At 46.7% G+C, this 12,003-nt stretch carries 7 protein-coding genes; 6 read left to right on the forward strand and 1 reads right to left on the reverse strand.

The features are described 5' to 3' along the window. Positions 1–34: 34 nt before the first annotated feature. From N2K84_RS14180 to N2K84_RS14205, 6 genes are all read left to right on the forward strand, one after another. The gene (locus N2K84_RS14180; protein WP_282592480.1) at positions 35–1,165 is read left to right on the forward strand and encodes a glycoside hydrolase family 76 protein; all 1,131 of its coding nucleotides are present in this window, start codon (positions 35–37) and stop codon (positions 1,163–1,165) included. A gap of 194 nt (positions 1,166–1,359) precedes the next feature. After that, a complete protein-coding gene (locus tag N2K84_RS14185) occupies positions 1,360–2,463 on the forward strand; it encodes a glycoside hydrolase family 43 protein (protein WP_282592481.1) in 1,104 nt (367 codons plus the stop codon). Between the two features lie 18 nt (positions 2,464–2,481). After that, positions 2,482–4,641 carry a GH92 family glycosyl hydrolase gene (locus N2K84_RS14190; RefSeq protein ID WP_282592482.1) on the forward strand — a complete coding sequence of 720 codons (2,160 nt, stop codon included), beginning with the start codon at positions 2,482–2,484 and terminating at the stop codon, positions 4,639–4,641. A gap of 119 nt (positions 4,642–4,760) precedes the next feature. After that, positions 4,761–6,191, forward strand: coding sequence for a glycoside hydrolase family 125 protein (locus N2K84_RS14195; RefSeq protein WP_282592483.1), 1,431 nt, complete (start codon positions 4,761–4,763; stop codon positions 6,189–6,191). 486 nt (positions 6,192–6,677) lie between these two features. After that, positions 6,678–7,742 carry an MraY family glycosyltransferase gene (locus tag N2K84_RS14200; RefSeq protein ID WP_282592484.1) on the forward strand — a complete coding sequence of 355 codons (1,065 nt, stop codon included), beginning with the start codon at positions 6,678–6,680 and terminating at the stop codon, positions 7,740–7,742. A 291-nt stretch (positions 7,743–8,033) separates the two neighbouring features. Then, complete coding sequence (locus N2K84_RS14205; protein WP_282592485.1) at positions 8,034–10,490, forward strand: glycoside hydrolase family 2 TIM barrel-domain containing protein; 2,457 nt, start codon at positions 8,034–8,036, stop codon at positions 10,488–10,490. Positions 10,491–10,620: 130 nt separating this feature from the next. Here the strand turns inward: N2K84_RS14205 and N2K84_RS14210 are convergent, their stop codons facing one another. Continuing rightward, positions 10,621–11,706, reverse strand: a complete 1,086-nt coding sequence (locus N2K84_RS14210) for a LacI family DNA-binding transcriptional regulator (RefSeq protein WP_282592486.1) — start codon at positions 11,704–11,706, stop codon at positions 10,621–10,623. Between the last annotated feature and the right edge of the window lie 297 nt (positions 11,707–12,003).

A 12,003-nucleotide genomic window follows, 5' to 3' on the forward strand; every position in this document is an offset into this window, starting at 1 on the left:
GATTGCTTCCGGCTATTATTCAAAACAAAAAAATATGAGAAAATGGCTGTATTTGGCATTACTACTGCCTGCATTATGGATATCATGCGGTGACGACGACTCGATTGTCCCGGAACCGGAAGAAGAAGGAATAGACTGGAACGAAGCGGCAGATCTCAGTAGCATGTCTCTGGCCAATTCGTTCTGGAATGCCGAACAAAAGTGGTTTTACTATGACAATAACGGGAAAGCTGATTGGAATTACTGGCCGCAGGCACATGCACTGGATGTGCTCACCGATGCCTGGCTGCGGACGAACGACAACAGATACCGGGCATACTTCGACAACTGGTACGAGGGCGTGAAGGCCAGAAACGGAAATACCTTTGAAAACGATTTCTATGATGATATGGAATGGATTGCCTTGGCCACATTACGCGTCTGGCAGGAGACCAATGACCCCAAATTTAAGGAAGCTACTTTACAATTGTGGGAGTACATTAAAACCGGATGGAATGACAATGCAGGCGGCGGCATCACATGGAAAAAGGGAATGGAATGGAGCAAAAACGCGTGTTCAAACGGCCCGGCCTGCATATTGGCCGCCCGTCTTTACCAGGAATTTGGAGATGAAACCTACAAAGAATGGGCACTTAAAATCTACAACTGGGAAAAATCAACGCTGGTGAACATGAATAACGGAATGGTTTACGACCACATCAACAGCGAAACCGGAGAGATCAAAAAAGACTGGGTATTTACGTACAACCAAGGAACTTTCATCGGATCTGCCGTTGAACTGTATAAAATCTTCAATGAAAAAGCTTATCTGAACGATGCGGTTCTTGTTGCTGACTATACAACCAGCAGTCTGACCAACAACTCCGTTCTTAAAAGTGAAGGAACCGGCGACGGCGGTCTTTTCAAAGGAATCTTTATTCGCTATTTCACCGACCTGATCTTCCAGGATCGTCTGGATGCTTCGGCCAGAAAACGGTACGTCCAGTTTATCCGGTACAATGCAGAAACATTGTGGACGCAGGGAACTACCAAGCCAGCAATCCTATTTGGCCCAAACTGGACCGTCAAACCGGGTTCTGTCACCGGACTACCCGAACAACTCAGTGGTTGTATGCTTATCGAAGCGGCGGCTCTGCTGCAAAACGAAGGTTTGATTACGCAATAAAATTTAGGTGCGTCGTGGCGAAGTTTAATCTGGGTTATGACCTTTAATGAAATTTGCCTTCAGCGTGAGTGAAAAAGCGCGCTAACTTGTATCAAGAATATCTGTATGCAAATAATAACCTAAACCAACTAAATCTTATTATGAGCCAGATAAACTTGAGTGATTCGCGAATAGTGCAAAAACATTTGTTGACAATGAAATTTCTATTGGCGGTCATACTCACCATGTTCTTTTTGACCGGTTTGGGACAACCAAAAGACTCGGTTTTGAAGAAAAACTTTAACATGCAAACGGGCGGTAAGTCCGAAGAAAATCAATTCAAAATTGAAAAAGATCGGGAGGTGTTAATGCTGACGTATTTTCGTCAGCGTTATCCCACCCGGATTGAGATCGATGCCGAGGGCAATACTGTTGAAGTGCCTTTACCCGATCCGATGTTAGTCGCCCAGCTACACCTGGCCTTGTCGACCGACGGACGCCATTGGTTTCCCCTGAACGGCAACAAACCCATTTGGGATCATTGGATGCGCGATCCTTATGTCCGCCGTGGTCCCGATGGCCTTTGGAGAATATTGTCAACCGGAGGCGGCCAAGGATACGACCGGGAAAAACTGGGTCCTGCCTGCCTGTATGTCGCATCAGAAAATTTAATCGATTGGAAGGTGGAAGGCCCGTTGCCCTTAATGAAAGACGTTGTTGATGAGTCGGGTAAACCTTTAGGTCAAAATATTTGGGCGCCGGAATGGTTTTATGATGACGAAACGGGCGACTATGTTCTATTTTGGTCATCATCATTTAAAGATGCAGGCTGGAAAGAAAGCCGGCTGTGGTATAGCCGCACAAGCGATTGGAAAAAATTTACCCCTGCCAAAGTGCTGTTCGAACCGCCTTATTCGGTTATCGATGGAACTTTGCTAAAGCATGATGGAATCTATTATCTCTTTCACAAGGAGGAAGAGTTTGGCGCCAAAACCGGCGAAAGACGAGCGATTCGTTTGGCCACTTCAAAAAACCTGGAAGGCCCCTATGCAATTGTGGAAGGACATCTGAACGATGGGCAGATTGTTCCGGTAATCACCGAAGGTCCAACCGTGATCGCGGATCCCGTTCAGCCCGGCTGGCTACTGTATTACGACTATTGCATGACCAACCGTTTCGGAGCGTCGTGGTCGCCCTATTTAATGAACTGGAAGGTGGTGGAGGATGCCAATTTCCCATCGGATGCCCGGCACGGCTGTGTTTCCGTGCTGACAGCGGCGGAAGCCCAAAGCTTACTAGATATTTACAACGCTCAATAAATTCAAAAAGGAAATACGATGATTAAAAATACAATAAGCATTTTAGTTCTGCTGATTTTCTTCAGCTGCGCAGAATCCCAGAAAAAACTGACTGAATCCCAGAAAAAACTGACTGATTACGTTAACCCATTTTTGGGAACCGCTCCGCTACAGGACAGCGTTGATGTGGGTTATACACCCCCAAAAGACTGGCGTGTCTGGGCTGGGTTAACTTACCCGGGAGCATCGCTTCCGAATGCCATGGTGCAGTTGAGTCCAATTACCGAGTGGCGCAGTGGTGCTGGCTACGAGTACGAAGACGAGAAGATTCTGGCCTTTACCCACACCAATAAGGGGCATTGGAATTTGTGCCACATTCCGTTTTTACCGGTAACCGGAGAGGTGGATCCCCAAGATTTTGCTTCGGCTTTCAGCCACGAAGGCGAGTCGGCCGAGCCGGGCTATTACCAGGTTGTGCTGGAGCGCTACAACATCAACGCGGAACTGACTTCGACCTTGCGTGCCGGATATCACAAATATACCTTCGAAACTAATCAAGCCAAAAAACTGGTGGCTCAGTTAACCCGCTCCAACGAAAGGGTGAGCGACTGGCAAATTGAGCCGCAGGGTGAGCAGGCCTTTCAGGGATACCAGCAAACCGGTGGCAAGATCTACTTTTACGCGCAAACCAATCACGCCATAAAAAGCATTGAATCGCTCGGCGAAGGGAGAGGGGAAATTTCGGTAGTGAACTTTGAAGATTCCGATCAGCCTTTGGAAATTAAAGTCGGTCTTTCGTTTGTCAGCACCGAAAATGCTAAAGAAAATCTGGAGGCAGAAGTCGGTTCAAAGACTTTTGCCGAGGTGAAAAATGAAGCCAGCCAAACCTGGGAAAGCCTGTTGTCGAAGATTCAGGTGACCGGAGGGACTGAGCGTCAAAAAGAATTGTTCTATTCTTCCTTGTATCGCTCGTTTTTGTGGCCGGCTTTGCGCAGCGACGTGAATGGCGAATTTACAGATGAAAGTGGGGAAGTGGTGAAGAAGAATTTCCGCTATTACACCAATCCCTCTTTGTGGGATACTTACCGAAACAAGCTGGTTTTGCTCGGAATGCTGTCGCCTGATGTCACCAATGATGTCATCCAGTCCTTGATTGATAAGGGTGAAAAGACCGGCTTCATGCCTACCTTTTTCCATGGCGATCATGCCGCACCTTTTATTTCAGGTTCGTACCTGCGCGGAATCAGGGGTTACGATGTGCGGAGCGCTTATGAGTTGCTCTTAAACAATGCCACCAAAGAAGGCGGTACGCGCCCTCATATTTTAGAATACATGGAGAAAGGTTACATTTCAACGCCCGAAGTGGAAAATCCACATGTGGAAACCAAAGCAAAAGCCGGTGTGACCAAAACACAGGAATATGCCTACGACGATTATTCGCTGGCCCTGTTGGCCAAAGAACTGAACCGCGAAGAGGACTACCAGATGCTGATGAAGCGAACGTCAAACTATAAAAACCTGTTTGATCCTTCAACCGGATTGATGCGCGGCAAGTTGGAGAACGGTGACTGGGTGAGCAATTTCAATCCCGAATATCCGTATTACGAGTACATGTATCGCGAGGCCAACGCGTGGCAGTCTGCTTTTTTTGCGCCACACGACACCGAAGGGTTGATCGGATTGTATGAGAGCAAGGATGCGTTTGAGCAAAAGCTCGATCAGTTGTTTACAATTCCCTGGAACGGTAATTACATTGCCCGAAACGTATCGTCCTTCATCGGACAATATTGCCACGGAAATCAACCCGCCCACAGTTTCCCGTATCTTTATCATTTCGTCGATAAGCCTGAAAAATCGCAGGCCATGCTCGACAGTATCATGAGCCATTTTTACGGAATGGGCGAACACGGGCTGGCACTGTGCGGCATGGATGATGCCGGTGAAATGTCGTCCTGGTACGTGTTTGCTGCCATGGGTATTTATCCCTACTCGCCGGGCGATGCCGAGTACATCGTGTCAGTTCCTCTGTTTGATCAGATTGACGTGGCCCTGGACGGCCAAAGCCGTTTCACCATTCAGAAAGCTGGAACAAGCCGGAAGATGACCGGAATAAGCATCGGTGAACAGCCGGTTGATGGTTATTTCGTCTCACACGACGACTTAAAGGCGGGCAAAACGCTGACCATCACTACGGAATAGGAAAATGGCATGGGAAAGTAAAGCTAACAGATTCCGATAGGTATCGGAATGACGATGCCGCAAGCTTTGCCGACAATTTGGAACTTGGAACTTGAAACTCGAAACTTGAAACTACATATATGACAACAAGAAGAGACTTTTTAAAAACCGGAAGTTTAACAGTGGCCGGATTGGCTGTTGCAGGATCCGGAGCCTTTGCCGCTGCGGGCAAGGCGAGTTATGTAACCAACCGTCCGGCTATCGGAAAACGTAATTTTACCTCGAAAGCGGTGGACAAAACCATTGCCGCCACTAAAGCCAAATTGAAAGACCCGAAATTGGCCTGGATGTTTGAAAACTGTTTTCCGAATACACTCGATACGACCGTTGAGTTCGGCACAAAGAACGGTAAACCCGACACCTTTGTCATTACCGGCGACATTCATGCCATGTGGCTGCGCGACTCCACCGCGCAGGTATGGCCTTACCTTCCGCTGGCCAACGAAGACGAGGAGTTGAAGACCTTGCTGGCCGGGGTGGTCCACCGTCAAACGCAATGCGTATTGCTCGACCGCTATGCCAATGCTTTCAACAAAACGAAAGATGAAGAAGTGCACTGGATGAGCGACCTGACGGATATGAAACCGGGCTTGCACGAACGCAAATGGGAGATTGACTCACTGTGTTACGCCGTTCGCCTGGCCTATAACTACTGGAAGACAACCGGCGACAAGAGCGTATTTGATGCCGACTGGCAGCAGGCCGCAGCCTTAATTGTGAAGACGTTCATCGAACAACAACGCAAAGATGATTTGGGGCCTTACAAATTTCAACGGGAAACACCCCAGCAGTTGGATACCGTGTCCAATCACGGATACGGCCGCCCATTGAAACCGGTCGGTTTGATTAATTCAACCTTCCGTCCGTCGGACGACGCGACAACCTATGGATTTTTGATTCCTTCCAACTTGTTTGCCGTGGTGTCGTTGCGACAAATGGCCGAAATCAGCCAGGATGTGACCGGCGACCAGGCCTTTGCCGGGCAGTGTTTGCGTTTGGCCGATGAGGTGGAAGCTGCCATTAAGGAGTACGCCATTGTGAAGCACCCCAAATATGGTAAAGTGTATGCCTTTGAGGTGGACGGATTCGGAAATGCCACGTTCATGGACGATGCCAACGTGCCGAGCTTGTTGGCGCTGCCTTACCTTGGGCTGGTCGATAAAAACGACAAAATTTACAAGAATACCCGCAAGCTGGTGTGGAGCGAAGACAACCCCTATTTCTTTAAGGGAAAAGCGGCCGAAGGGATTGGTGGGCCACACGTGGGCTACGACATGGTTTGGCCCATGAGCATCATTATGCGGGCCATGACCAGCTCGGATGATCAGGAAATCGCCTGGTGTATCCGCACTTTGCGCGACACCGATGCCGATACCGGCTTTATGCACGAAACCTTTCACAAGGACGATCCGACCGATTTCACCCGGTCGTGGTTTGCCTGGGCCAATACCCTGTTTGGCGAACTGGTGTTGAAACTGGTGAACGAAGGAAAAGAAAAATTGTTGGAATAGGCTGATTATGACAAAAAAGACCCGAGATCGCCATATCTTGGGTCTTTATGTTTATGCTGAATTTGATACAGATTCCTCCTTTTTCTTTTTTTAAGTTATTTGTGGTATATCCCTGCCCGGTTGATTTTAAGAGATCTCTTACGTGTTTATACTGAAGACAGTGGGATGTAGATCTTTCCAGATTTGGTTTCCAAATCACATACGATAAATTACATTTTCCTTGGAGATCTAAAAGTTAACAAAATGTTAAGATGGGCCTTCATGCGGGAAATTGAACGTTTTAGGGGGTGAAAAGCAATCGTTCGTGAAATAAAACGTTGTCTTAACACGTTCAATCACTCAGATTTAACATTTTGCTTTATCTTTGCCACAAACTTAAAAGCCATGCACATATCCGTTCTGTTAAACCTGCTAACAAGTTTTTTACTCGCATACCTTGTTATTCCTCCTATTGTCAAGATATCACATGCAAAACACCTGTTTGATGTGCCGGACCATAGGAAACTGAACACTGTTGTTGTGCCAACCTTGGGGGGAGTGGCCATTTTTATTGGCTTATTGCTCAGTACTCTGATCTACCTGAAGGGAAATTCATCCCCCGGATTTCGTTATTTGTTTGCGGCTATCATCATGATGTTCTTTATCGGAATAAAGGATGACATTATGGTTATTTCTGCACGAAAGAAGTTTCTTGTGCAATTTGCTGCGGCTTTCTTATTGGTTGTATTTGGTGATTTCCGGTTGGTTCACCCATACGGATTTGCAGGTTTGGCTCAGCTGAATGATTGGGTTAGTATCCCGTTTTCAGTATTGTTTGTGCTGTTTTTGATCAACGCTCTTAACCTGATTGACGGAATTGATGGCCTGGCTTCCGGTGTCGCTTTGTTAATTTCGGCCAGTTTGGGGACTTGGTTTTACCTTGCCGGATACTCCGATTATGGCATTGCCTGCTTTGCCTTGAGTGGCAGTTTGCTCGCCTTTTTGCGGTTCAACCTGTGGGGCGGGGAAAATAAAGTTTTTATGGGTGATACCGGTTCGTTAATCCTGGGAGTTTTTCTGGCTGCCATGGTTATTAAATTTAGCGAACTGAATTACATGACGTTTAATGAGTTTTACCTGGAGCAGGCACCGTTGATCGCATTGGGACTTTTCATAGTCCCGATTACGGATACGTTGCGCGTATTTGCAGTGCGGATTTATAACAAACGATCACCCTTTTCGCCAGATATGAACCATTTTCATCATTTGCTGATTCGCTCGGGGCTCACCCATATTCAGGCAAGTGGTTTCTTAGTGACCTATACTATTTTATTCGCGCTGATAGCATTGACATTGCAACATTATCTGGATATAACATCCGGCTTTCTGCTTATGTTGATTATTAGTTTTTCATCTGTTGGATTAATTTACCGGAGGACAAAACTGATTGAGGCCCGTGTTGAGAACGAAGGGGCATTGGATGCCGAGCCAAAGACTATTCGTTTGATGAGCTGGAAAAGAAGTTCGGATGGCATGGAACCCTATCGTAAGGGGAAAACTCTTTACCGCTAACCATCAATCCAAAACCTAAAGAACAGTAAGAGGTTCATTCTCCCCGAAGAACAGCAGGTGTTTGCAAAAAGACCACCTGCTGTTCTTTTTTTTTGAAAAATGACGGGTTATAAAACTTTCTGGTTTGGTCATTCGGGGCGAATTATATGTTTGGAGCTACATGAATCCATGCCTGTTTGAAAATATTCAGCGTGGTTTTGTATCTTTCGCCAACTCATTTAAAAGAAGTCATTCAATTTTATGATGAACCTTATACTGCTATTTTTTAATCTGCTAACTTAATTTTTCAGGATGAAAACAATCTTCATGTTTGGATTTGTAATGATCATCCTGTGTCATTTTCTGAATGCGCAGGATGTCCGTCATACTGTTTTGCTGGATAAGGATTGGAAGTTTACCAAAGGCGATTTTCCGGAAGCCAGTGCTGCCGGCTTTGACGATCATGCTTGGGAGTCGGTTTCTGTGCCCCACGATTGGGCGATTTATGGGCCATTCGACGAGATGAACGATTTACAGGAAGTGGCGATCACCCAAAATATGGAGCAAAAGGCATCGCTTAAAACCGGTCGTACCGGAGGTTTGCCTTATGTGGGTGTGGGCTGGTACCGCACTTCTTTCAGTGTGTCTGATTTCAAACCCGATCAGCGCCGGGTGAGCCTGCTGTTTGATGGCGCCATGAGCGAAGCAAGGGTGTATGTGAATGGGCAGGAAGCCATTTTTTGGCCCAATGGCTACAATTCATTTCATGTGGATGTGACGGACTTCTTGAATGCCGACGGACAGAACAATACCTTGGCAGTCCGCTTGGAAAACCGCGAACAGTCGTCGCGCTGGTATCCCGGTGCCGGATTGTACCGCAACGTGCACCTGATTGTTTCCAACGCCATTCACGTGCCGGTTTGGGGAACTTACCTCACCACGCCATTTGTTTCCGATGATTACGCGTCCGTTCAGTTGGAAACAACTTTGGCGAATGTGCCCGAAGGAGCCGATGTTCGCGTTGAAACTGTGATTCTGGATGAAAGCAAACAGGTGGTTGCCAGCAAAATCAACGTTCAAAAGATCAATCACGGACAGCCGTTCGTGCAAAATTTTATTGTCGATCACCCGGCCTTGTGGTCGCCCGAATCGCCTGTTTTATACCAGGCCGAATCAAAAGTCTATTTTCAGGATCAACTGGTTGATGAGTACACCACACGCTTTGGAATTCGGGATATCAAATACATTGCCGACAAAGGATTTTTTCTGAACGGGCAGCACCGCAAATTTCAAGGAGTATGCAACCACCATGATCTGGGTCCCTTGGGGGCAGCTGTCAACACGGCCACTTTGCGACGCCAGTTGGTTTTATTGAAAGACATGGGCTGCGATGCCATCCGCACGGCGCACAACATGCCGGCTCCCGAGCTGGTTGAACTTTGCGATGAAATGGGTTTCATGATGATGATTGAACCCTTTGACGAGTGGGACCGCGCCAAATGCAAAAACGGCTACCATCGTTTTTTTGATGAATGGGCCGAAAAAGATATGGTCAATATGCTTCGGAATTACCGGAACAACCCATGCGTGGTCATGTGGAGCATTGGCAACGAAGTGCCGACCCAATGCAGCCCCGATGGTTACCAGGTCGCTAAATTTCTGCAGGATATTTGTCATCGCGAAGATCCAACGCGGCCGGTAACTTGCGGCATGGACCAGGTGTCGTGCGTATTGAAAAATGGCTTTGCGGCGATGCTCGACATTCCGGGATTCAACTACCGCGTGCATCGTTATCAGGAGGCTTATGAGAAGTTGCCACAAAACCTGGTGCTGGGGTCCGAAACTTCGTCAACGGTAAGTTCACGTGGGGTTTATAAGTTTCCGGTGGAGAAAAAGGCCAATGCCACATACGATGACCACCAATCCTCGTCTTACGATTTTGAGTATTGCAGTTGGTCGAACCTTCCGGATGAGGATTTTGCCATGGCCGACGATCAGGAGTGGAGCATGGGCCAATTTGTATGGACCGGTTTCGACTATTTGGGTGAGCCAAGTCCGTACGACACCAATGGCTGGCCAAACCACAGCTCGATGTTCGGGATCATCGATCTGGCAAGTATTCCGAAAGACCGGTTTTACTTGTACCGCAGCATTTGGAATACAAATGAGGAAACGCTGCATGTGTTGCCGCATTGGAATTGGGAAGGAAAAGAGGGCGATACCGTGCCGGTTTTTGTTTATACCAATCACCCGTCGGCCGAGTTGTTTGTAAATGGCAAAAGCTATGGCAAGCAGCACAAAAACAACAGCACAGTGCAAAACCGCTACCGCCTGATGTGGATGGATGTGATTTACGAACCGGGTGAAGTGAAAGTGGTGGCTTTTGATGCGAAAGGGAATGCCGTGGCCGATAAAATCGTGAAGACTGCCGGCAAGCCGTACCAGTTGGAACTGGTTGCTGACCGCACGGAAATTAGCGCCGATGGAAAAGATTTGGCCTACATTACCGTTCGGGTGGTTGACAAAGATGGCATCCTGTGCCCGAACGACCAGCGGCTCATTCATTTTTTTGCTGATGGAGCTGGCAAGTATAAAGCTTCAGCTAATGGCGATCCCACCTGTCTGGATTTGTTTCACTTGCCGCAAATGCATGCGTTTAACGGACAGCTGACCGTAATAGCACAAGCCTCCGAATCGAAAGGGATTTTAAAACTTGAAGCGAAAGCAAAAGGATTAAAGGCTGCTTCTTTGGAAATAGACGTAAAATGAACTGATTGAGCCGGTTGATGTCGAGGGTTGTCAAAGTTTAGCCGGTTTATTCCGAAGTTATAGTCCTGAAAGGGGAGAGGTGGTGCCTATCCGGTTCAGGACTAGTTTTTTTGTGCTGATTGGTTGAAGATTAGATCTCGGATTCGATATAGTAATGCAGGTTCTCCTGCGTGATGATATCTAATGGCAGATACTTGATTGGTTGGATGTTTTTCTTGAAAAGCAAGTGGTCGATCAGTAGCTGGATGCCATAATAGCCTTGCCTTTTGGGATTCTGGTTGATCAGGAAATTGATGGTCCCTTTTTCCAGAAAAGCCAGGTTTTGTTTTATTAAATCGTATCCTACCAGATGAATATTGTCAAGCTTATTTTCAAACAAGTATTCTGCCAAAGTGAATGCCTTGGAGTTGGTTACAAAAATACCCCGGGTGTCTGGATTTTCATTTAATAAGTTGGTAATCAATGTCCGGAAGTGTTCTTTCGCGCTGCTGTATTTTAAGTCGGCATGAGCAATCCGGAATTGGCCGTTCCCGTGCTGTTCAAAATAATCGATAAAACCCTGTTCTTTGCGTATCAGGTGTGACGAGTTTGGTACATCTTCGTCAATATGCGCTACGATAAAGGTCGCCGGGGTAGGGTGCCCGTAGTGTAGCAGTTTTGCAGCCAGAAACCCGCTTTGATACGAATCCTGCCCGATATAAGCCAGCGGTTCGTAATCGGGAATATGTGTGTTGAACAGGTTGAATGGAATGTTTTGCCGTTTCCATTTGCTCAGGTAGGCCAGCGATTCCTTGTAAAAGATGGGCGCGATCAGGATGCCATCGTAACCTGAAACTGAAACTTTTTCGGCGGCTTCTTTGAAACTATCTACGCTATACTGGCTGAATAAAAACTGGTCCACCCAAACACCGTATTGCCGTAGTTCTGCCTCGGCTTTTGCGATTCCGTTTTTTGGATCTTCCCAGTAAGCATCCACCGAAGGATCGGGGATGACTGCGGCAATTCTGTATTCTTTTTTCGATACTAATGCCCGGGCAAGCAGATTCGGCTCATAGTTCATTTCTTTGGCAATCCGCAAAACACGCTCGGAAACTTCGTCCGAAACCCTTCCGCGGTTGTGTAAAACCCGGTCCACTGTTCCTGTCGAGACATTGGCTTTTTGGGCGATATCTTTTATCCGGACTACAGTTCGTTTCGATGAATTTCTTTTGTCCATAGTTGGTTTATCAGATTTTGTTTTTTCTTATTTTGTTTGCCTGCCTGCTGTAGTGTACGTACATGATGATTGTAATGTGTCCTTCTTTTCTTTGGCTCTTTTATAACTAGTTTTATCCGGAAATACTGCTTTCATTCCTATTCTACTTTCTTCTTTGTACATGAAAAGATATCTATATAGCCGTTTAAAACCAGTGACTTGCATGTTTATAGGTCATTATTGTTAAGCGTGTTCTGTCATGAAGGTAAAAATAGCAGACTTTTCTCAGGAAAAAACATTTTTTGATGAAAAATCGTG

Source organism: Gaoshiqia sediminis, from assembly GCF_025907915.1.
In the GTDB taxonomy this organism is placed as follows: Bacteria; Bacteroidota; Bacteroidia; order Bacteroidales; family Prolixibacteraceae; genus Gaoshiqia; species Gaoshiqia sediminis.

Coding starts and splice junctions, on each gene's coding strand:
- N2K84_RS14180 (WP_282592480.1), top strand. CDS start 35: ATGAGAAAATGGCTGTATTTGGCATTACTACTGCCTGCATTATGGATA.
- N2K84_RS14205 (WP_282592485.1), top strand. CDS start 8,034: ATGAAAACAATCTTCATGTTTGGATTTGTAATGATCATCCTGTGTCAT.
- N2K84_RS14185 (WP_282592481.1), top strand. CDS start 1,360: ATGAAATTTCTATTGGCGGTCATACTCACCATGTTCTTTTTGACCGGT.
- N2K84_RS14190 (WP_282592482.1), top strand. CDS start 2,482: ATGATTAAAAATACAATAAGCATTTTAGTTCTGCTGATTTTCTTCAGC.
- N2K84_RS14210 (WP_282592486.1), bottom strand. CDS start 11,706: ATGGACAAAAGAAATTCATCGAAACGAACTGTAGTCCGGATAAAAGAT.
- N2K84_RS14195 (WP_282592483.1), top strand. CDS start 4,761: ATGACAACAAGAAGAGACTTTTTAAAAACCGGAAGTTTAACAGTGGCC.